Source organism: Variovorax sp. Varisp85 (assembly GCF_047304045.1).
Lineage (GTDB): Bacteria > Pseudomonadota > Gammaproteobacteria > Burkholderiales > Burkholderiaceae_C > Variovorax.
Window position 1 is genome coordinate 1 of the sequence record NZ_JBGLYN010000015.1, and the last position, 22496, is coordinate 22496.

The 22496-nt window shown below is 68.7% G+C and carries 10 protein-coding genes; 4 read left to right on the forward strand and 6 right to left on the reverse strand.

Annotated features, from left to right (window positions below; all coding sequences use genetic code 11):
• Window positions 1-11 precede the first annotated feature (11 nt).
• From ACCC97_RS08445 to ACCC97_RS08455, 3 genes are read left to right on the forward strand one after another with little or no spacing between them, the layout of a single operon-like run.
• Window positions 12-5903 (forward strand): amino acid adenylation domain-containing protein, encoded by a 5892-nt coding sequence (locus tag ACCC97_RS08445; protein ID WP_413332374.1) that lies wholly within the window; start codon window positions 12-14, stop codon window positions 5901-5903.
• A 4-nt stretch (window positions 5904-5907) separates the two neighbouring features.
• Window positions 5908-9057 (forward strand): non-ribosomal peptide synthetase, encoded by a 3150-nt coding sequence (locus ACCC97_RS08450; RefSeq protein WP_413332286.1) that lies wholly within the window; start codon window positions 5908-5910, stop codon window positions 9055-9057.
• Complete coding sequence (locus ACCC97_RS08455; protein ID WP_413332288.1) at window positions 9057-13118, forward strand: amino acid adenylation domain-containing protein; 4062 nt, start codon at window positions 9057-9059, stop codon at window positions 13116-13118. The genes ACCC97_RS08450 and ACCC97_RS08455 overlap by 1 nt, the downstream gene beginning before the upstream one ends.
• A 57-nt stretch (window positions 13119-13175) precedes the next feature.
• On the opposite strand, the gene ACCC97_RS08460 is transcribed toward ACCC97_RS08455, so the two are convergent.
• The 4 genes from ACCC97_RS08460 to fhuF form a co-directional block, all read right to left on the reverse strand.
• Complete coding sequence (locus ACCC97_RS08460; protein ID WP_413332290.1) at window positions 13176-15557, reverse strand: TonB-dependent siderophore receptor; 2382 nt, start codon at window positions 15555-15557, stop codon at window positions 13176-13178.
• Between the two features lie 168 nt (window positions 15558-15725).
• A complete protein-coding gene (locus tag ACCC97_RS08465; protein WP_413332292.1) occupies window positions 15726-17027 on the reverse strand; it encodes a lysine N(6)-hydroxylase/L-ornithine N(5)-oxygenase family protein in 1302 nt (433 codons plus the stop codon).
• A gap of 66 nt (window positions 17028-17093) precedes the next feature.
• Window positions 17094-17930 (reverse strand): formyltransferase family protein, encoded by an 837-nt coding sequence (locus tag ACCC97_RS08470; RefSeq protein ID WP_413314498.1) that lies wholly within the window; start codon window positions 17928-17930, stop codon window positions 17094-17096.
• Between the two features lie 43 nt (window positions 17931-17973).
• Window positions 17974-18714: a siderophore-iron reductase FhuF gene (gene fhuF, locus ACCC97_RS08475; protein WP_413332294.1), complete on the reverse strand. Its 741-nt coding sequence runs from the start codon at window positions 18712-18714 to the stop codon at window positions 17974-17976.
• Between the two features lie 269 nt (window positions 18715-18983).
• Here fhuF and ACCC97_RS08480 point away from each other — a divergent pair, with 269 nt between their 5' ends.
• Window positions 18984-20675, forward strand: a complete 1692-nt coding sequence (locus ACCC97_RS08480; RefSeq protein ID WP_413332296.1) for a cyclic peptide export ABC transporter — start codon at window positions 18984-18986, stop codon at window positions 20673-20675.
• A 62-nt stretch (window positions 20676-20737) separates the two neighbouring features.
• On the opposite strand, the gene ACCC97_RS08485 is transcribed toward ACCC97_RS08480, so the two are convergent.
• Both ACCC97_RS08485 and ACCC97_RS08490 read right to left on the reverse strand, forming a co-directional pair.
• On the reverse strand, window positions 20738-21793 hold the full coding sequence (locus tag ACCC97_RS08485) for a FecR family protein (RefSeq protein WP_413332298.1): 1056 nt from the start codon (window positions 21791-21793) through the stop codon (window positions 20738-20740).
• Window positions 21790-22407, reverse strand: coding sequence for an RNA polymerase sigma factor (locus ACCC97_RS08490; RefSeq protein ID WP_007835037.1), 618 nt, complete (start codon window positions 22405-22407; stop codon window positions 21790-21792). Before ACCC97_RS08490 ends, ACCC97_RS08485 begins: the two co-directional genes overlap by 4 nt.
• Window positions 22408-22496 lie beyond the last annotated feature (89 nt).

The following is a 22496-nucleotide window of genomic DNA, read 5'->3' on the forward strand; positions in this document are numbered from 1 at the left end:
TCTGGGCCGATGTGTTGGGCGTGCAGCGCGTGGGCCGCAACGACAACTTCTTCGAACTCGGCGGCCATTCGCTGCTGGCGCTGAGGCTGCTGGAGCGCATGCGCGCCCAGGGCTGGTCGACGCAGGTGCGCACGCTGTTCCAGCAGCCACAGCTCGGCGCATTCGCGCAGGCGCTGGTGCTGGAGCCTGCGCGGCAGGAGCTGTCCGTTCCTCCCAACGGCATTCCGGCGGATTGCCGGGCGATCCAGCCGGAGATGCTGACGCTGGCGACCCTGGATGCACGGCAGATCGCGCGCATCGAGGCGGCGGTGCCGGGCGGGGCCGCCAACATCCAGGACATCTATCCGCTGGTGCCGATGCAGGAGGGGATGCTCTTCCACCACCAACTGCAGGCCGAGGGCGACGCATACATCACGCTGAACCGCCTGAGTTTCGAAAGCCGCGGAAGGCTCGAGCATTTCGTCGCCAGCTTCAACGAAGTGATCGCGCGCCACGACATCCTGCGAACGGCCGTGATGTGGGAAGACCTTCCCGAACCGATGCAGGTGGTGCATCGCAAGGCCGTGCTCGAACTCCAGTGGCTGGCCGATGCCGGGCCCGGCGGCGCGAGCGCTTCCGCGCGGCTCGATGCCCACGTCGACCCGGCGCGCTACCGCATCGACGTGCGCAAGGCACCGATGCTGAGGGTGATTGCGGCCCACGAAGCGGACAAGGGCCGCTGGCTCCTGCAGCTGGCCAACCATCACCTGGTGGTGGACCACACCACGCTGGAGCTGGTCGTCGAGGAAATCGCGCTGATCCAGCAAGGCCGCAGCGCCGAGTTGCCGGCGCCCGTACCGTTCCGCCACTTCGTCGGGCAGGCCAGGCTGGACCTGAGCCAGGCCGGGCACAAGGCCTTCTTCAGCCAGATGCTCGCCGATGTGGAGGAGCCGACGGCGCCCTTCGGCCTGCTCGACGTGCAAGGCGACGGCACCCGGGTGCGGGAAGCCTCGCTTGCGCTGGATGCACGGCTCGCATCGCAGGTCAGGAGCCAGGCGCAGAGATGCGGCGTGAGCGCCGCGGCGCTGTTCCACATGGCCTGGGCGCTGGTGCTGGGCAAGACCACGGGCAGGGACGACGTGGTGTTCGGCACCGTGCTGTTCGGCCGCATGCAGGGCGGTGCGAATGTCGACCGGGCACTCGGCATGTTCATCAATACGCTGCCAGTGCGCATCCGGCTGGGAACGCAAAGCGTGCAGGCGTGCGTGCGCCAGACGCACGCGGCGCTCAGCGAACTGTTGAATCACGAGTACGCCAGCCTGTCGCTGGCGCAGCGCTGCAGCGCGCTGCCGCAACGGATGCCGCTGTTCACGGCGCTGCTGAACTACCGCTACGGCGCGCAGCAGGGCAAGGAGAAAGAGAAGGCCCCGTTGTGGGAAGGCATGGAGATCCTGGGCAGCAGGGAGCGCACCAACTACCCGATCGAGATGTCGGTGGACGACCTGGGCGAGGGCTTCCATCTGGTCGCGCAGATTCACGAGGCGGTGGATGCCGCTCGCGTGTGCGGCCTGATGGCCGCCGCCGTCGAGGCCGTCGTGCAGGGCCTGTCGGTGCAGCCCGAGCGGCCGGCCTGCGAACTCGAGGTGATGTCCGGCGACGAACGGCGCCAGCTTGCCGCATGGGGCGAAAACCCCATGCGGTATGCGCAGGACGAGCCGGTGCATCGGCTGATCGAGCGGCAGGCAGCGCTCAGGCCGGGCGCGACAGCGCTGGTCTTCGGTGACGAGGCGCTGAGCTATTCGGAGCTCGAGGCACGGGCCAATCGCCTGGCGCATTGCCTGATTGCCCTTGGCGTGAAGCCGGAGACGAAGGTGGGCATCGCGGTGGAGCGCTCCGTCGAGATGGTGGTCGGGGTCCTGGCGATCCTGAAGGCCGGCGGGGCGTACGTGCCGCTCGACCCGGAGTACCCCGTGGACCGCCTCGCCTACATGGTGGCCGACAGCGGCATCGGATTGCTGCTCACGCAAGACAACCTGAGAGCCCTGGTGCCGGGCGCCGAGGCGCTGCAGGTGGTGGCGCTGGACACGCTGGACACCGGCAGCCACTCCGATGCCGCCCCGCAGGTCGCGCTCGGAGGCGAGAACCTGGCCTACGTCATCTACACCTCCGGCTCCACGGGAAAGCCCAAGGGCGTGATGGTGCGGCACCGGTCGCTCAGCCACTTCATGCTGAGCATGATGCAGGCGCCGGGCATGACGCAGGACGACGTGCTGGTCGCGGTCACTTCCCTGTCGTTCGATATCGCCGCCCTGGAGCTGTACCTGCCGCTGCTCGCTGGCGCGCGCCTAGTGCTGGCACCGAGGGACGTGGTGCGCAACGGAAGTGCGCTCGGCCAACTGATGGACGGGTGCGGTGCCACCGTGCTCCAGTCCACGCCCGCGGGCTGGCGGCTCTTGCGGGCCGCTGGATGGAACGGCGGCCAGGCCGCGAACTTCAAGGGCCTGTGCGGCGGCGAGGCGCTGCAGGAAGACCTTGCGCAAGACCTGCTGGCGCTCGGCGTCGAGCTCTGGAACATGTACGGCCCCACCGAAACCACGATCTGGTCGACGGCGGCCGCGGTTCGCGGCAGGCCCCGCATCGGCGGGCCGATCGCGGCCACGACGCTGCACGTGTTGGACGGCTTCCTCAACCCGTCGCCCGTGGGCGTGCCGGGCGAGCTGTTCCTGGGCGGCATCGGCCTGGCGCGCGGCTATTTCCGGCGCGCGGGCCTGACGTCCGAGCGCTTCATCGCGGCGCAGGACGGCCAGCGGCTGTACCGCACGGGCGACCTGGTGAAGTGGAACCCCGAAGGTCAGCTGGAGTACCTGGGCCGCATCGACCACCAGGTGAAGGTGCGGGGCTTCCGCATCGAGCTCGGCGAGATCGAGGCGCAGCTGCTGGCGCAGCCCGAGGTTCGCGAGGCCGTGGTGGTGGCGCGCGAGAGCGCGAACGGCGCATCGCTGGCCGCCTACATCGCACTGCAGGCAGGGCAGGCGGCAGATACGGCGACGCTGCGCGACCGCCTCGCCGCGGCACTGCCCGACTACATGGTGCCGGCCGCCATCGTCGTGCTCGAGCGCCTGCCCCTGAACGGAAACGGCAAGATCGACCGCAAGGCGCTGCCGGAGGTTGAGTTCGCGAGCGACCGGGCATACGAGGCACCCGAAGGCGCGGTGGAAGAGAAGCTGGCCGCGATCTGGGCCGAGGTGCTGGGCGTGCCGCGCGTGGGACGGCACGACAGTTTCTTCGAGCTCGGCGGGCATTCGCTGCTGGCGGCGCAGCTGGCGTCGAGGGCGCGCGTCGATGGCGGATTCGACCTGCCGCTGCGCAGGATATTCGAGCACCCGGTGCTTCGCGACCTCGCGAATGTCGCCCGGGCGCGGCACGACGCCCCCTTGTCCGCTCGCGCGCCGGTGCTGCAACCGGTCGAGCGCGTGGCCGACATGAAGCTCTCGCCCGCGCAGCAGCGCCTGTGGCTGGTGAATCGGCTGTCGGATGCATCGGACGGCAAGCACGCGGCCTACAACATTTCGGCGGCACTGCGCTTGTCGGGCGCGCTCGATGTCGACCTGGTGCGCGCCACGCTCGACGCCATCGTGCAACGGCACGAAGTGCTGCGCACCTGGTTTCCCGAGAACGACGATGGCGATCCCGTGGCGCGCATTGCGCCGGAGAGCGAGCTTGCCGTTGCGCTGACGGATCTTTCGCACCTCCCGGCCGAAGTGCAGGCGAGGGCAATGCACGATGCGCTCGCCGCGCACGCGGGCACCGCGTTCGACCTGGCCACCCGCCCGGCCTTCGCGGCGGCCGTCCTGCGCCTGCAGCCCGAGGAACACGTGCTGCTGCTGTGCGTGCACCACATCGTGTTCGACGGTTGGTCCGAAGCCGTCTTCATCCAGGACTTCATGGCCCTGTATGCGGGGCTGCGGGAAGGGCGCGACTCACCCCTTGCGCCGCTCGCGATCCAGTACGCCGACTACGCCGACTGGCATCACCGCAAGCTCGCGCAGAACCTTGCGCGGGACGCCGCGTTCTGGCGCAGCTACCTCGAGGCCGCACCCGCCCTGTCCACGCTCAGGCCCGATCACGCCCGGCCTCCCGTGGCGTCGGCGGCGGGCGACACGGTCGGCATCGAGATCGGGCACGAGCTCGCGCAAGCGCTGCGTGGCCTTGCGCGGGAGCAGAAGACCTCGCTGTACGTGCTGCTGCTGTCGGCCTTCCTGCTCGTGCTGCACCGGCAGGCCGCGTCGGACGACCTGGTGGTCGGCACCGACGTCGCAGGGCGCGACCATCCGGCGCTCGAAGAGCTGATCGGCTTCTTCGTCGGCGTCGTGCCGCTGCGTTCCCGGCTCGCGCCCGCGTTGCCTTTCGTGCAGTGGCTCTCGAGGATCAAGGAGAGCACGCTGTCGGCCTTCGAACACCAGGACGTGCCCTTCGACCAGATCGTCGAACTGGTCGGCGCGCCCCGCAGCCGCCAGCACAGCCCGCTGGTGCAGGTGCTGTTCGTCATGCAGAACATGCCCGAGGGACGCTTCGAGATCCCCGGCGTGGTCATCGAGCCGATCCCGAGGCCCGGGACGACATCGAAGTTCGATCTCGCGGTGTTCGTGAGAGAGAACGAAAGCGGCCTGCGGGCCGAGTGGACCTTCGCCTCCAGCCTGTACCTGCGCGAGACCATCGAGCGCGCATCCACGGCGTGGCGCGGTCTCCTGCAGCAGGTCGTCGCGGCACCCAACGGGATGCTGGAGGGCTTCGTCATTCCATCCAACACGGAAAGAAACACCATGCCGTCTACCTCGCCCGCGCCGGGCAAGCTGCAGAAGCTCAAGAAATTCACCGCCAAGGATCGCAACGTCCAGGCCGCACCGCGCTCGCCCGTGCGCACCTCCTTCCTGTCGGACCAGCGGGCTTTCCCACTGGTCATCGAGGCCACGGGCAGCGACATCGACGCGGTGGCATGGGCCCGGGAGCAGGGCGCGTACATCGAGGCCAGCCTCGGCAAGCACGGCGGCATCCTGCTGCGCAATTTCGGCCTGCGCACGCCGCAGGAATTCGAGGCCTTCGCGGAAGTGATCGAACCCGAGCTCTACGGCGGCTACGGCGATCTTCCGAAGAAGGAGGGTGGGCGCAACACCTACCGTTCGACCCCGTACCCCGAGCGCCAGATGATCCTGTATCACAACGAGAGTTCGCACCTCGACCGCTGGCCGCGCAAGCAGTGGTTCTTCTGCGAGCTGCCTTCGCCCGTGGGCGGCGCCACGCCCATCGTCGATTGCCGCGAGATGCTGCGCCTCCTGCCGGCCGGCATGGTGGCCGAGTTCGAGCGCAAGGAGCTGATGTACGTGCGCACCTTCGTACCCCGGTTCGACGTGAGCTGGAAGGACTTCTTCAAGACCGAGAGCAAGGCCGAAGTCGAGACGCGCCTCGCGCTGGCCGGCACCGCCTGGCGCTGGCTGGACGAAGACACGCTGCAGACCCGTACCCGCTGCCCGGCGGTGATCACGCATCCCGTCACCGGCGAGCGCGTCTTCTTCAACCAGATCCAGCTGCACCATGCGAGCTGCCTGGAGGCGGACGTGCGCGAAGACCTGCTGGCCATGGCCGGTGGCCTGGAGTACCTGCCGCGGCATGTGACCTACGGCGACGGCACGCCGATCGACGACGAGACCATGGCAGTGGTCGGCCGCGCCTACGAAGCGTGCGCCGTGCGCTTCGACTGGCGCCAGGGCGACGTGGTGATGCTCGACAACATGCTCGCGGCACACGCGAGGGACCCGTACGAGGGGCCGCGCAAGATCGTGGTCGCCATGGGTGCGATGTGCGACCGCACCGCGCTTGCGCAGGCTCCCGGGGCCGCTCGGCAACCCGCCGTGTTCGAGGGCTGAAGCCATGGCTGCCATTCTCGAAACCACGACTTCCTCGCTGCCGCTCAGTCCTGAGCAACGTGCCATCCGGGCGCAGCATGGGGAGCAGGCCGCTCCCGGCGCGCCCAAGCTCGTGCTGCAGGCTGACCTCGACGGCGAGCTCGACGCGACGCGCCTCGAGGCCGCGGCCCGCTCGATCGTGCAAGCCCATGTGGCCTTGCGCTCGGCGGTGTTGCAGGTTCCCGGCTTCCGGGGTCTCAGGCAACAGGCCCTGGATGCGGCGGCTGCGCTGCGCTGGCAAAGGATCGACCTTCGCGGCAATGCCGACAGCGCGACCGCGCTGGCCGACTGGATCGCCGCGTGCACGCAGGAGCCGCTGGATGTCGCGAGCGGCGCGGCGCTGCGCGTCGGCATTGCCCGGCTCGGCGAAACACGGCACAAGTTCGTGCTGGTTGCCAGCGTGTTCGCCGCGGACAAGGGCAGCCTGCACGGCCTGCTGGATCAGATTGCAACGGCTTACCTTACGGGGCAGGCCGTCGATGCGGACGAGGTTTTCCAGTACACGCAGTTCGTCGAATGGCGCCAGGACCTCGACAGCGGCGAGGAGGCCGCCGACGGGCGCGGCTACTGGCAGACCTGCATCGACCGCGCCGATGTGCTGCAGGCACCGCGCCTGAACAACCGGATGGACGGGGTACGCGAGGTCGCGTCGCCGGCGCGTGCCAGCCTCTCCCTTCCTCTCGATGCGGCGTTTGCCGCCCGCACGCAGGAAGCGGCCGGGCAGCTCGGGTGCGGCACCGACCTGCTCCTGCAGGCCGTGTGGTGGCTGCTCGTGGCCCGGTTGACCGGCCACAGGCCTTTCGTCGCCGGCTGGCAGAACGATTGCCGGCACGACTACGAAGTGATGCGGGGAGCGGTGGGCGTCTTCGAGAAGATCCTGCCCGTGGTCGTGGACATCGCGCCCGACGAGCGCTTCTCCGACTGGATCGCACGCCTGGGCGAAACGCTCGAGGCGCACGCCGAGGCCCAGGAGTACTGGGCGATCGATGCGCCGCCGATCTCTGCGCACCTCGACGTGGGCTTCGGCTTCGACGAGATACCGGTGCGCTCGCACGGTGCCGTGGCCTGGCGCGTGGACACCGCGCCCGGGCCGCTGCCTTGTTTCGAACTGGCCATGCAGGTCGGTCGGGCCGGGCAGGCTTTCACGTTGTCCGTGCATGCGGATGTGTCGCGCTATTCGCCCCAGGCCGTGGAGCGGCTGCTGTGGCAGTACCAGACTTTGCTCGAGGATGCCGTGGCGCAGCCGCGCGCGCCGGTCGGCAGCCTCGCGCTGGTGTGTGAGCGCGAGCGCCAATTGCTGCTGCTGGCAGCGCGCGGTGCGGCGGCCGATTTCGGAAGCCTCACGCTGGCCGGGCATGTCGCCCGCTGGGCGCGGACGACGCCGGACGCGCCCGCGCTGGAGGCTGGCGACGTGCTGCTGAGCTATCGCGAATTCGATGCGCGAATCAACCGGATGGCGCACTGGCTGCAGGCCCGGGGCGCCGCGGCTGGAACGCTGGTGGCGCTCAACCTTCCGCGATCGGCCGATCTGCTGGTGGCGATGCTGGCGAGCTGGCGCATCGGGGCGGGCTACCTGCCGCTGGACCCCGAGTGGCCCGCCGCGCGCCGCCAGGCCGTGCTGGAAGACGCCGTGCCGTCGCTCGTGCTCCATGCCGCAGGCGTGCCTTCGGCTGGCGATGCGCCGTGGCGGCAGGCATCGCTGGACGACATGGACCTCGACGGTGTTGCCGACAGCGCACCGGCATGCCAACCCGCGATGCAGGATCTGGCTTATGTGCTCTACACCTCGGGTTCGACGGGGACGCCCAAGGGCGTGGTGATCGGGCAGGGGCAGTTGCTCAACTACGTGGCTGCGGTGTCATCGGCCATGGACCTGGCTCGCTGCCGCCGCTGGGCGCTCACAAGCTCCGTCGTCGCGGACCTGGGCAACACCGCGCTCTTCGGTGCGTTCCACAACGGTGCCTGCCTCGTCTTGGCGGGAGCGGGCGACGTGAAGGATGCGCGGGCCTTCGCCGGCTTCATGCGCGAACGCCGGATCGACGCGCTCAAGATGGTGCCCTCCCACCTGGAGGCCCTGCTCGAGGACGAGGCGCCGAAGCTGCCCGGCACGCTGGTGCTGGGCGGCGAGGCTGCACCGCGCTCGCTCATCGAGCGCATCGTCAGGCTTGCACCGGATACCGCGATCTACAACCACTACGGCCCCACGGAAACGACGGTGGGCGTGATGGTGCACCGCGTATCGGCGGGCGAGGCCGCATCCCCGGTGCTGCCGCTGTCGCGCGTGCTGGCGAACAACCGCGTCCATGTGCTGGACGAAGCCTTGCGCATGGTGCCGAGCGGCGCGCTGGGGGCGGTGTATGTCGGCGGTGCGCAGCTGTGCCGCGGCTACCTGAACCGGGAGGTGGAAGGCGCTTTCGTGGCCGATCCATTCGAGCCGGGGCAAGAGCTCTACCGCACGGGCGACCTGGCCTGCGTGCTGCCCGAAGGCGGCATCCGCCTGGCGGGGCGGGCGGACGACCAGATCAAGATCCGGGGCTTTCGCGTCGAGCCGGCCGAGGTGGAGGCGGTGTTGCTGTCGCAGCCCGGCGTGCGACAGGCCGTGGTGCTGGCGGTACCGGGCGGTGGAGGCGACGCCGAACTCCGGGCCTTCGTCGTGGGTGACGGGGCGCTCGCGTCGGAGGCCGGTCGCTCGGCGCTGACAGGACGGCTGGGCACGCTGCTGCCCGCACACATGGTGCCTGCGCGCTGTATCTTCGTCGCGGAGTTCGCGAGGCTGCCGAACGGAAAGATCGACCGGCAGTCGCTGCTGTCCGCGGCACGCAGCGATGACCGCAAGCCGGTGGCGGCGGCACCGCGCGACGCGCTCGAATCGGTGCTGGCCGAGTGCATGGCAAGCCTGCTCCAGCGCGACGCCATCGGCGTGGAAGACGACTTCTTCGAGCTGGGAGGGCACTCGCTGCTTGTGATCAAGCTTGTGGCGCGCATCCGCAAGCAGCTGCGGATCGACATCGCGCCGGGGCTGGTGTTCGACCATCCCAGCGTCGCCACGCTCGCAGCGGCGCTTCGCACGATGGAGAACGAGGGATCGGTTTCGGCATACAGGATGGAACAGTGATGAACAGCAGCAATGCGGCGCGGCGGATTTCAGCGGAGAACGGATGGGCGGATGACGATGGCGACGACGAAATCCTCCATCGCGTGTCGGACGGCGATGAGGTGCCGTTGTCCCCTGCGCAGGAGCAGCTGTGGTTCCTGCAGCGCCTGGAGCCGGGGCTGACGGCCTACAACCTGCCGCGGACGTTCCGCCTGCATGGCCCGCTGGACGCGGATGCGCTCGAGCGCGCGTTCCAGGCCGTGATCGATCGCCACGGCATCCTGCGCACCCGCTTCTTCGAGAAAGACGGCGTGCCCATGCAGCAGATGGTGCGGGACGTGAGGTTCATGCTGGAGCGGTTCGATCTGTCCCTGGAGTCCGGGGCCGCGCGGCAGGCGCGCGTCGATGCGCTGACGGGCGAGACGGCCCTGCATGTGTTCGACCTGGACGCCGCGCCTGCATTGGTGGCCAGGTTGATCCGGCTGTCGGGCCAGGAGCATGTGCTGACGGTCTGCCTGCACCACATCGTGTCGGACGCGTGGTCCAACCCCATCCTCGCTGCGGACCTCGCTTCGGCCTACCGCCTGGCATTGGCTGCGGGTGCGGCCGTGCGGCTGCCGGCCTTGCCGGCCCAGTACGCCGACTACGCGCTGTGGCAGCGCGAGCGCCTGCAGGGCGAGGGCCTGGCGAAGCAACTGGACTACTGGAACACCCACCTGGGTGCCGATGTGCCACCGCTGGAGCTGCCGCTCGACGCGGCGCGCCCTGCGCGGCAGACCTTCGACGGTGCGGTGCATCGCTTCGCGCTGGAGCCGGCGCTGGCGGTGGCGTTGCAGAAGTTCTGTCGCACGGAGAAATGCACGCCCTTCGTGGTCCTGCTCGCGGCGTGGCAGATGCTGTTGGGCCGGTACAGCGGCCAGAACGACTTTGCCGTCGGCGTGGCCAATGCCGGCCGCCATCGCGACGAGGTGCGCGACCTGGTGGGGTTCTTCGTGACGACCCAGGTGTTCCGGGCGCGGCTCGAGCCGCGCGCGACGTTGCGCGAAATCTGCCGGCGGGTGCGGCGCGATTCGCTGTCGGCGCTGGAGCATGCGGACCTTCCCCTCAATGCGCTGCTGGCCGGCCGGAACGAAAAGCGCGATGCGTCGCGCAACCCGTTGTTCCAGGCGATGTTCGGCGTGCAGATGAGCGACAGCGTTGCCGACCTCGCGTTCGGCGACGTGCGCGCGGAGCAGGTCGGGGGCGGCAACGCGAGCGCCAAGTTCGACCTGTCGCTGGATTTCTTCATCGAACCGACGCGTGCGTACGCGCAGATCGAATACAACACCGATCTTTTTGGGGAGGCCACCGTGGCGCGGCTGGCGGGCTGGTATGTGCGCCTGCTCGAGACGTTGACGGTCGATCCGGACCAGGTCTTTTCGGAGATCGATCTTTCGAGCGAGGCGGAGCGTGTGCAACTGGCCTCGTGGGGTGCGTGCAGGCAGGCAGCCGAAGCCGGCGAGCCGATCCATCGGCTGATCGAACGGCAAGTGCGTGCGCGCCCCGAAGCACCCGCGCTGTGCTTCGGCGAGCAAACGCTGAGCTACGGCGAACTCAACACACAGGCCAACCGCCTTGCACACCGGCTGATCGCCCGGGGCGTGAAGCCCGAGACCAAGGTGGGCATCGCGGTGGAACGCTCCATCGAGATGGTGGTGGGTATCCTGGCGATCCTGAAGGCCGGCGGCGCCTATGTTCCGCTGGACCCGGAGTACCCCGCAGATCGGCTGGCCTACATGGTCCGCGACAGCGGCATCGCGCTGCTGCTCACGCAGAGCCACCTGCAGATGCCGGGCACCGAGGCGCTGCAGGTGCTGGCACTGGACACGCTCGACCTGTCCGAAGAACCGTCGCACGATCCGCAGCTCGACCTGCACGGCGAGAACCTCGCCTACGTGATCTACACCTCCGGCTCCACCGGCCGTCCCAAGGGCGCGCAGCTGTGCCACCGCAACGTGACACGGCTGCTTGACGCCACCGATGCCTGGTTCGGCTTCGGCCCCGAGGACGTGTGGACGATGTTCCACTCCTACGCCTTCGACTTCTCCGTGTGGGAGATCTTCGGGGCCCTGTGCACCGGCGGCAAGCTGGTCATCGTGCCGTTCTGGGTCAGCCGCTCGCCGGAAGACTTCCTGCAGCTGCTGCAAGTGCAGAAGGTGACGGTGCTCAACCAGACGCCTTCGGCCTTCGGCCAACTGACCAGCCTGCCGCAAGTCCATGACTTGACATTGCGCACCGTCATCTTCGGCGGCGAAGCGCTCGACCCGCAGCGCCTGCGCGGGTGGATCGAGCACCATGGCGATGACAGCCCGCAACTGATCAACATGTACGGCATCACCGAGACCACGGTGCATGTGACCTACCGGCGGATCACCGCCGAGGACCTGGGCCTGCAGCGCAGTCCCGTGGGCATCGCCATCCCCGACCTGGGGATGCGCGTACTCGATGGGCAACTCAACCCGGTGCCGGTGGGCGTGGCGGGCGAGCTGTACGTCTTGGGGGCCGGACTGGCTCGCGGCTACCTGCACAGGGCGGGTCTGACATCGGAGCGCTTCATTGCGACGGAAGGCGGAGAGCGTCTGTACCGCACGGGCGATCTGGTGAAGTGGAGCCACGAGGGCCAGCTGGAGTACCTGGGCCGCATCGACCACCAGGTGAAGGTGCGGGGCTTCCGCATCGAGCTCGGGGAGATCGAGGCGCAGTTGCTGGCGCAGCCCGAGGTGAGGGAAGCGGTCGTCATCGCGAACGAGGGCCCGACGGGTACGCGGCTGGTGGGCTACGTGTCAGGGCAGGACATCGACACGGCACAGCTTCGGCAGAAGCTCGGCCAGGCGCTGCCCGACTACACGGTGCCCGCCGCGCTGGTGGTGCTCGACGCACTGCCGCTGAACGCCAACGGCAAGGTGGACCGCAAGGCCCTGCCGGCCCCGGAGTTCGGCCGTGCACCGACGTGCGACGAGCAGCCTCAGGAGGGCGCGCAGGGCGTGCTCGAAGCGGCACTGGCGGCGATATGGGCTCAGGTGCTGGGTGTGCCGCGCGTGGGGCGCAACGACAACTTCTTCGAGCTGGGCGGCGATTCACTCGTCGCGCTCAGGCTGCTGGCCAGGATCAACAAGTCCCGTGTGCTGAGCGTGCAGATCTCCCTGCAGGATCTGCTCGAGAAGCAGACGATCGCCAGGTTGGTCGCGCAGCTGGACATGGGCGCGCCGCCGCAGCCTGTCCAGTTGCTGAACGCGTATGCCGGGCCGGCGGATGCGATGCCGCTGTTCTGCGTGCCGCCCGCGCTGCGCCATCCGATCGACTACCGGCCGATGGCGCGCCACCTGGAAGACTCGCGTGCCGTCTACGGCCTGAGCTATGCGGATGACGTCGCCGGGCTGGATTCCATCGAGCAGATGGCCCGGTACTACGCCGATGTCATCCGCAGGACGCAGCCGCAGGGGCCCGTGGGCATCGTCGGCTGGTCATTGGGCGCAGTTGTCGCGGTGCATGTCGCCAGCCTGCTGGAACAGCAGGGCGTGGACGTCGCCTTCCTCGGCATGGTCGACAGCTTTCTGCTGGACGAGAGCTTCGATCCGCACGGCTGGTACCAGGACTTCCGGGATTTCGTCCTGGACACCGCGAGCGGCGGCATGGGCCACGAGGCCGTCAACGCGATGCTCGACAGCTTCGAGCCGATCCGCTCGGGCTCCGACGAGACCGTGCGCGACGCCGTCGAGGAAATCGTGGCGGCGGCTGGCATGGGCATGAAGCCGGGCGACATCTTCCAGGGGATCGTCGCCACCCGGCGCATGAACGCGATCACGCAAAAGATCGCCGCATTCCCGCGCGTGAAAGTGGCGCCGCATTTTTGGTGGAAGAAGGGACGGGCGGTTGCGCAGAAGAACGCGCTCTTGTCGCAGTTCGGCGGCAAGGCGCAGGTTTCGCTCGAGGTGAATGCCGACCATCAGGGCATCGTGCGCAACGCTGCGCTGCTGAGCCATCTGCATGCGGCCATGTGCGATGCGCAGCAGGCCAGGGAGAAGGCAGACGCGCGTCGATGATGGCGAGCGAAAGGTGACGAAGCCTCCCCCGCATTCACGCGGGGGAGAGGCATCGGATCAGAACTTGTACCGGGCGGTCAGGGTCGCCGTGCGGAGAGTGCCCTGGTAGCACTGTCCGTGGTAGCAGATCGAGTTGTACTGCTTGTTCGCCAGGTTGGAGATGTTGAGCGCGAAGCGCCACGGGCCGCGTTCGTAGTGCGCGGCCGCATCGAGGAGCGTCACGCCGCGTTCGTACGTGGTGTTGTGCTCGTCGTTCTGGCGCTTGCCGATGTAGCGCACGCCACCGCCGAACCCCAGGCCGTTGCCCATGGTGTAGTCGAGCCACACCGAGGCGGTCTGCTTGGGCACGAGCGGCGGGATCTTGCCGATTTCGCCCGCATCGGCGCTGTTGAGCACCTTCATGTCCAGCCAGGTGTAGGCGGCGGAGATGTTCAGGCCCGGTGCGAGCTCGCCCTTGGCTTCCAGCTCGAGGCCGCGGGAGCGCTGCTTGCCGATCTGGCGCCCCTCGGAGGTCGTCGGGTCGTAGGTGACCACGTTGGTCTTGCGCAGGTCGAAGACCGCCGCGGTATACGAGGTGCGCGAGCCCGCGGGCTGGAACTTGACGCCGACCTCGACCTGCTTGCCGCTGCTGGGCTTGAAGGGTTGGTTGTTCGCGTCGACGCCGCTGTTGGGCAGGAAGGACGTGGTGTAGCTCATGTAGGGAGCCCAGCCGTTGCCGAACAGGTAGCTGATGCCTGCCCGGCCACTGAACGCACTGTCCGATCGCCGGGTATGGCTCCTGGCCAGGTAGTTGTCGGTGAGCTGGCGCACTTCGTCGTGGCGGCCCCCGAGCGTGACGATCCAGTTGTCGCCGAACTTGATCTGGTCCTGGGCGTAGAAGCCGGTCTGGCGCGTCGATTGGGCCACGTCGGTCATCGGGATGGTGGACATCGCCACGGCCTGGCCGTAGACGGGCGCCCAGATGTCCAGGGTCGGCGCCGTGCCGCGGAAGCGCCGCTGCTTGCCTTTCTGGTCGCTGTAGTCGACGCCCAGCAGCACCGTGTGCTGGACGGAGCCGTACTGCAGCTTGCCCTGCACGCTGGTGTCCAGCGTGGCCAGGTCCACGGGGTCGTTCCAGGTCCTGGCAACGCGGGTGAGCGTGTGTCCGTCGTTGCGAAGCGAACCGGCCCAGACTGCTCGCCTGTCCAGGGCGATCTGGCTGTAGCGGAAGTTCTGGCGCAGCGTCCAGGTGTCGTTCAGGGCCGTTTCGAAACGGTAGCCGATGGCGCTCTGCGACTGCTTGAGCTGGCCGAAGCTGTAGTCACCTACCTTCACCGGATAGAGAACGTAGTCCTGGGTGAGGTAGTACGGGTCTTCGGCCGTGTTGTTCTTGAGAAACTCCCCGAAGACGGTGAGCGAGGTCGTCGAATTGGGTTGCCAGCGTACGGACGGCGCAATGTAGCTGCGCGTGTGGTTCAGCTTGTGGCCGTCGGGATACTTGTCCTGGTCGTTGCTGTCGAGGCCCACCCCGACCACGCGATAGCTCAGGTCGGTGTTGCCGATCCTGTCGCCGAGGTCGAATGCCAGTTGCTTGCGCTGGTAGCTGCCGTACTGCAGTTCGATCTCGCGGATCCGCTCGCCGGTCGGCTGCTTGCTCACGCGGTTGACGATGCCGCCGGCGTCTCCCTGGCCGAACACCATCGACGAAGGGCCGCGCAATACCTCCACGCGCTCCAGCGCGTAGGGCTCGGTCAGGTAGTAGGTGGGGCCGAACGCCGGCTGCGCGAGCCCGTCCCTGTAGACACCGTTGGAAGAGGTGCTGAAGCCCCGCAGCAGGATGTATTCCCAGCCGCGGTTGTCGGGGCCGTAGGTGTTCGTCGTGACGCCCGGCGTGTAGCGGATGGCCTCCATGACGTCCTGTACGCCGCGCGCATCCATTTCCTCGCGGCCGATGACGGAGATCGACTGCGGCACCTCGATGAGCGGTGTGTCGGTCTTGGTGGCCGTGCTGCTGCGGCGGGCCGCATAGCCGGAAACCGGGCCGATGGGCGATTCCTCGGCGTTGGCCACCACCTGCACCGCAGGCAGGGTGCCCTGCGAGTTGGGAGCGCCGGCGGCGCGGCGGATCGCGAGGCCGCCGCTGGCGGTGCGCGTGGCTTCCAGTGAAGTGCCCGCGAGCATCTGGCGCAGGGCCTGGTCGACCGTGAGCTTGCCTTCCACGGCGTGCGAGCTGGTGCCTGCGACCACTTCGCCGGCGGCGAATACCTGCACGCCGGTCTGGCGCGAGAACTCGTTGAGCGCCGCGCCGAGCGCCTGCGATGGCACCTTCACCTCGAACACCTGTGCCGCGGCCTGGCCGGAAGCCTGTGCTGAAGCGACAGGGGCCCAGACGGTGAGAACGGAACCGAACGCCGCGGCAAGCGCGGCGTTCAGCAGATGTTGGCGAGGCAGGGGACGCATGGCAGAACAACTCCAGTTTTTTGAATTACGACGCATTCACATTCAGGTGCGGGGGCCGGCCCGATTTCCGGTCTCTGGCGCATCTATGAGTAAGACGTTCGAACTCATCAAACAGAGACACCATGTCCTAAGACTTTTTTCGCCGTCGCGGTCCGGCGACCCCGGGATTCAGGTCTGGACCGCCTCGGGTTCCGGCCTCAGGTGGAGCGGCGTGCCGGCCGGCGCGGCCAGCAGGGCGCTGCCGATTTCGCCGGTACGCACCGAGGTGACCGACAGCAGGGTGTCGCTCAGGCCGTGCGAGTCCTCGCAGGCGCCTTGCAGGTAGATGGCCGGATGGAAGCCGGGCGCGGCCTGCACGCGGTAGTGGCGGTCGACCGTGTAGTCGCCGAGGTAGCCCGCCAGCGGCGCGAGCAGCGCCTTGTGGTGCTCGCGCACATAGCCGGTGGCGAGCACCACGGCGTCGTAGCGCACCGTGTGCTCGCGCAGGACGTTCTGGTCCCACAGCGCGAGGTGCACGCCCTGGCCGTCGGCCGTGGCACTGCGGATGTCGTGCCGGCGCAGGAAGCGCAGGCGGTTGCCACCGGTCACTCGCTGCTGGTAGAAGGCCTTGTAGATCTGCTGGATCAACTCCAGGTCGGCCACCGCGTAGTTGGTGTGCCAGAACTCGTCGAGCAGCGCGGCGCGCTCTTCCTCCGAGCGGCTGAAGGTGTAGTCGGTGAACTCGGCGTTGAAGATCTCGTTCACGAAGGGGCTGTCGTCCGCCGGGCGGATCGAGCGGGCACGCGTGATGAGGTCGACCTGCGGCGCGCCGGGGCGGCCCTGCAGGTCCATGAAGATCTCGGCCGCGCTCTGTCCCGCGCCCACCACGGCGATGCGGCGCGCATCCGGCAGCTGCGCGATGTCCTGCAGGTAGCTGCTCGAATGGAAGACGCGCGGGTCGCTGCGCAGCGCGCGGAAGCCGTCGGGGATGTTCGCCGCGCCGCCGATGCCGACCACGAGGTTGCGCGCGAGCCGCTCGACCAGCTTGCCCGCGTGGTTGCGCGAGCGCACGCGCAGCAGCTCCACCTCGCCGCCCCTTTCCTCGGGCAGCACCTCGAACACTTCCTCACCGTAGGCGCAGGCGTCCTCGAACTGTTCGGCGGCCCACGAGAGGTAGTCGTTGAACTCGTGCCGGCTGGGGAAGAAGCTCTTCAGGTTGACGAAGTCGGTCAGCCGGCCTTTCTCGTGCAGGTAGTTGATGAAGGTGAAGCGGCTGGTCGGGTTGCGCAGCGTCGCCAGGTCCTTCATGAAGGAGATCTGCATGTGCGCCTGGTCCAGCAGCATGTGCGGATGCCAGGCGAAGCTCAGCTGCTTTTCGATGAAGAGCGTGTCGAACGGCCGGCCGGCGTGGCGCTTTTCCTCGAGTGCGATGGCCAGGGCGACGTTGGACGGGCCGAACCCGATCCCGACCAGATCATGGACGTGTGGCATTGAAATCAACTCCTGTGGTGCAGGGCGGTGTGAAAGAAGACAGGACGCTCGGCGGGCGCGCGATGTTCACGCGTCCACCGTCTCGGCCATCAGGGCCAAGCCCTGGTGGAGCGCGGGAAAGAGGCTGTGGTTGAAGTTGTTCCAGCGCAGCTCGAGGATGGTGTCCTCGGGGTCGATGTCGGTGCCCAGCACGTCGAAGATGACTTCGCCCGAGTCGATGCCGGTGTCCACGTAATGGAAGGAGGCGCCGGTCTTGCGCACCGGCTCGACCGCGACCGTCTCGCGCGTTTGCCAGTCGACCACCCGCTGGCCGCGGGCGCCATACAGCGCGTCGAGCGTGGCCCAGGCGCCGCGGCGCTCGAAGGGCGACTCCAGCCGCGTGATGCCCGGGTGGATGTTCACGATCCGGCGGAAGAACGGGCTTTCCGGCCGGGCCAGCCGGTCGAGGATCACCAGCAGGCCGTCGAGCACCACGAGGTCGGCCTCCAGCGCGTGCAGCCGTTCGAGCAGGCGCTGCTCGAACTCCTTCTTGCCGGCGGCGCGTTCGGCGGCCGCGTCCAGCGGCAGCCGCCGGTAGGTCGAGGGCACGTTGTGGAACATGTCGTTGACGCGGCGGCCCTGCACCTGCAGCTCGCCCGGGTGGATCCAGCGGCGGGCGGGATCGAAGCCGAAGCCGTACGCCTGCAGCACCTCGCGGTCGCGCGGCGAGCCCTCGTCGTCGTCGAACAACACGGCCTCCAGCGAGTAGGCATCGCCCAGCGGTGTGCGGTCGAGTGCCCCGGCCAGGTACTCCAGCGGCGACTTCATGTAGCGCTGCCCGCCCTTGTAGTCGATGTACTGGCCGGCCTGGTCGGCTGCCGCATTCCTCAGGGACATGATGTAGACGAGTCTTGCCTTGGACATGGTGATGCGCTCGGTAGTGGGTGGAAGAAGTGGGAGCGGGATGTCAGCGGTGCGCAGGCGACAGCGGGCAGGCGCCGCAATGGCCTTCGCGGGGCAGCAGGTGAAAAAGGCAGCACTGGCGGTGCAGCTTCACTGTCCGGTTGCGGCCTTCGAGGCGCACGCGGACTTCGCGCTGCGGGCCGGGCAGGGGATTGGTCCATGCCGGCCAGGCGGCGTCGTGCAGCAGCCGTTGCCTGTCGCGGGCGATCGGCGGCGATCCGCCGGTCAGCGCAAGCGCCTGCTCGAGCACCGGCTCGAGGTTGCGTGCCGCGTTGCCCCACAGGATCTTGGACGGAATGCCTGTCAGGTGGCACAGCGCCGAGAACAGCGGCTCCAGGTGCTGCCACAGCAGCGCCGAGTAGCGTTCCTCGGTGGTCGCGCCGCGCTGCGGCCGGCCCAGTTCGCGGATGTGGAAGCTCAGCGGCCGGGCGTGCGGGCCGAGGCGCACCCATACCTGCTCCGCGGCCACGGGAAAGCCATGCTGCAGCACGCTGGCGGCAGCCGCGACCGGTGGCAGCAGCATGCCGAGATAGGCCATGCTCCAGGACGACGCCACGGCGCGCAGGTCTTCGCCTTCGACCCCGAGGTGCGATGCGTGCAGGCGCAGCACGTGGCCCAGCAGCCCGTGCGAGCGCACCAGATCGACGACGTGCAGCGCGCCCGCGGGCGGCTGCGGCGCGCACTGCAATGCCTCGCCGTGCGGCGCCAGGTCGCCCTGGAACAAGGGCTCCAGCAGGGCGATCATGGGGCCGTCGGGCAGGAGGGGGCACCGGCGGTGCGGCGTTTTGCAGGGCGCATGAAGCTAGGACGGTTGGGCGGCGCAGGTGTTCATGCGCACCGTGTTCGAACTGCTGCGTGAACATTTGCGCGGGCCGCCCGTCAAGTGGGGTACAGGCAGTCCGCTGCCGTCCGCAGCTCTGCCGGCGCGGCGGGCCGCCATTACGTTCGCGTCCGGCGGCAAGGCTTGTCCGCGCCGCCGGGCCCCAGTCGCCCGAGGGCGGAAAGAGTTCTTGCATGACAACAGCCCCTGGTTCCGACGGCGAGTTCGCACGCCTGCTCAAGCCGTTCCTGCCGTGGATGCTGCTGTCGGCGGTCACCGGCATCGGCGCGGGCGCGGCCACGGTCGCGCTGCTGGGCACCATCAACCAGGTGCTCAACCGGCAGGGCGGCCTCTCTGGCGGCCTGCTGCTGACCTTCATCGGGCTGTGCGCGGCGGCGCTGTTCGGGCGCATGGTGTCCGATGTCTCGACCAACTTCGTCGGCCAGCGGGTGGTCGCGCTGGTCCGCAAGAGCCTGGCGCAGAAGATTCTCTCGGCGCCCATCGATGCCCTGGAGCGCTACCGCACCCACCGGCTGATGCCGGTGCTGTCGCAGGACGTGGACATGGTCAGCGACGTGGCGTTCGCGCTTGCCGCCACGCTGATCGCCTGCGTCACGGCACTTGGCTGCCTGGCCTACCTGGCCTACCTGTCGCTGCCGCTGTTCGGCGTGCTGGTGGTGGCGCTGGCGATCGGTGCGATGGTGCAGGCCATGGCGCAGATCCGCGGCGTGAACGGCTTCTGGAAGGCGCGCGAGCATGAAGACCAGCTGCACAAGGCCTACCGCGCGATCAGCGAGGGCGCCAAGGAGCTGCGCATGCACCGCGCGCGCCGCCAGCGCATGTTCGGCGGGCAGATCGAGCGCATCGTCGACAACATCCGCGCGGTCAACGGGCGCGCGATCAACACCTTCGTCATGGCCACCGCATTCGGCTCGGGCCTGTTCTTCCTGCTGATTGCGCTGATTCTGGGCTGGGCCTCATTCCGGCCGACCGAGCCCGCGGTGCTCAGCGGCTTCGTGCTGGTGCTGCTGTTCCTCAAGGGGCCGATGGACCAGATCGCGGGCGCGCTGCCTGCCGTGGGGCGCGCGCGGGTCGCGTTCCGGCGCATTGCCGACCTGTCGGCGCGCTTTGCCACGCCGGAGCCGCACCTGCACGTCGGCCGCACCGGCAGCGAGCTGAAATTCGAACACGAGATCGCGCTGCGCGGCGTGCGCTACGCGTTCGATGCGCCCGAGGGCGGCGAGGCCTTCGCGCTGGGGCCGATCGACCTGCGGCTTTGCCGCGGCGAGATGGTGTTCGTGGTGGGCGACAACGGCTCCGGCAAGACCACGCTCGTCAAGCTGCTGCTGGGCCTGTACGCGCCGCACGAGGGCTACGTGGCGATCGACGGTGCCGCGGTGGACGCCGAGCGCCGCGACGACTACCGCCAGCTCTTCACCACCGTGTTCTCCGACTTCTACTTGTTCGAGGACCTGGCCGCCGGCGAGGGCGAGGCGCACGGCGAAGCCAGCATGCAGGTGCTGCCGCAGCGCGCGTTGCCCTACCTGGAGCGCCTGGAGATCGCCCACAAGGTGAGCCTGAAGGACGGCGCCTTCACCACCACCGACCTGTCGACCGGCCAGCGCAAGCGGCTCGCGCTGGTGCACGCCTACCTGGAAGGGCGGCCGGTGCTGGTGTTCGACGAATGGGCCGCCGACCAGGACCCGACCTTCCGCCACCTGTTCTATACCGAGCTGCTGCCCGAGCTGCGCGCCAAGGGGCACCTGCTGGTCGTGATCTCGCACGACGATCGCTACTTCCACCTGGCCGACCGCGTGATCACCATGCGCGCGGGCCGCATCACGGACGACCGGCCTCGCGTCCACCTGGAGAGCCTTGCCGCATGAGCTCCCGTGGGCAAAGCGCTCGGCGGTGCCCGGGGCGTGGGCCGGTGGGCGTTGGCTTTTCGTCAGCGCGCCAGCAGCGCCACGCTCCCGTCGGGGCGGGGCGCGACCGTGAGCGGCAGGATCGTCGGCAGCGCGGCCATCAGCCCTTCGGAGTCGTTGACGCGGAAGCGGCCGGACAGCCGCATCGCATCGATGCGCGGACTGTCGCTGACGATGGGCCGCGTGCGGTAGCTGTTGACCGCGGCCAGGGCATCGCCAAGCGGCGTGTTCTCGAACACCAGCCAGCCATCGCGCCACGCGGACAGCGCGGCCGTGTCGGCCTGCTGCACGCGGCCGGCCTGGCCGTCGGCGATCTCGACGCGGTCGCCCGCATACAGGTCGATCGCCGCGCCTTCGGTCCCGGCGAACCCGGGGTGCGGCGCGACACCTACGCGCACGTGGCCGTGCTCCACGCCTATGGTGATCGGCCCGCCGCGGTCGCGTACGGTGAACGCGGTGCCGACCACCTCGATGACGGCGGCGCGCGTTTGCACGTGCAGTGGGCGGTCCTTGTCGGGCGCGACCTCGAAGCGCACCTCGCCGCGAGCCATGTCGACGAGGCGGCGGTTGGGGTACAGGGTGACCTCGACGGAGCTCTGCGGCGCGAGGTCGAGCCGGCTGCCCGGCACGCCGCGGATGCCGTCCGCGAGCGTCACCTTCAGCATCTGCGTGGTGGCTGTCCGGTAGGTGGCGAGGGACACCGGCTGCTGCCAGTACCACTGCACGCCGCGCCCCGCGACGAGGCCGGTGCCCAGCAGGGCCGCCACCGAGAGCAGTATCTTGCGGCGTTGCTGGCGGTGCGGTGACTTCGCCGCGGCTCCCGCATGGGCCATCAACGTGCCGCCGGGCTCTTCGAAATGCGCGCGCAGGCCGTTCGCCATGCCGCCGAGTGCGTCCCAGCGCTGGCGCGCTTCCTGGACGGCCGCGGCATGCTCCGCCGATTTGCCGCGCCATTGATGGAGTGCCAGGCGGGCGCTGCCGGCGGCCTCGCCGGGCGCCATTTCGCCTTCCACGATCAGCGCCAGCGCGCGCTCGATCAGCCTTTCGCGCGGAGCGCTCGCCGCAACGATGCCGTTCACGAGAAGTCTTCGGCCAATGCGGCGTCGAAGCCGGGGCGGTTCATCAAGACCTGGGGTTCGATCAGCTCGGAGCGCAGTTCTGCGAACACGCGCGAGCAGTCGATGGTGGCGCGCAACAGGTGCTTGGCCACGGCCATCTCGGTGATGTTGAGCCGCTGCGCGATCTCGGCGCGCGTGTGGCCGTAGGCGCGAAAGAGCAGGAAGACCTCGCGGCGGCGCGGCGGCAGCTTTTCCATGGTTTCGACCACCCGCGTCAGCACCCGTTGCTGGGCGACGACGTATTCGCTGGACTGCACTGTCCGGTGCATGCCGGCGTCTGCATGCGAACCGGCCCAGTCCTGCGCCACCTTGCGACGCCGCGCGTCATCGACGCACAGGTTGCGCGCCACGCGAAAGAGCAGGGCGCGAGGCGATTCGATGCCACCGTTGTCCTTGATGTCGTCCGGCGCCGCATCGATGCGGGCGACTCCGCGCGACTTCGTGGCCTGTGCGTACACCCGCTCGAAACTCGACTGCGCGATGTCGGCCGCGTAGTGAGGGTCTCTCAGGTCGCGAGTGAGCTGTCGGCGCAGGTCCGCATAGTGAGCTACAAGTTCCTGGACGAGGTCGCGCATCCGGCCGCCTTCTCGCAAGCATCGACAATGGCCCCGGAACCGGCCGCTGGTCATGTCCGCAAGATCGCCGCCTCCTGCAAGGAACGACG